General features: G+C 75.2%; 1 protein-coding gene. It reads left to right on the top strand.

Going from position 1 to position 214, the window contains the following annotated elements:
* On the top strand, positions 1-214 hold a 214-nt coding region (locus tag G3I65_RS12050; RefSeq protein WP_239071080.1), incomplete at both ends, for a KR domain-containing protein.

Genomic DNA, 214 nt, shown 5'->3' on the forward strand with positions numbered 1-214 from the left:
GGCGGCTGGCCGCCGGTGGTGCCGAGCGGCTGGTGCTGCTCAGCCGCCGCGGACCGGCCGCGCCCGGTGCCGCGGAGCTGGAAAGCGAGCTGACCGCGTTTGGCTGCGAGGTCTCGATCGTGGCTTGCGACGCCGCCGACCGCGACGCCTTGGCCGAGGTTCTCCCCGAGGATCTCGACGCGGTGGTGCACACCGCCGGCGTCCTCGACGACGG

Source organism: Amycolatopsis sp. SID8362 (assembly GCF_010550475.1).
GTDB lineage: Bacteria > Actinomycetota > Actinomycetes > Mycobacteriales > Pseudonocardiaceae > Amycolatopsis > Amycolatopsis eburnea.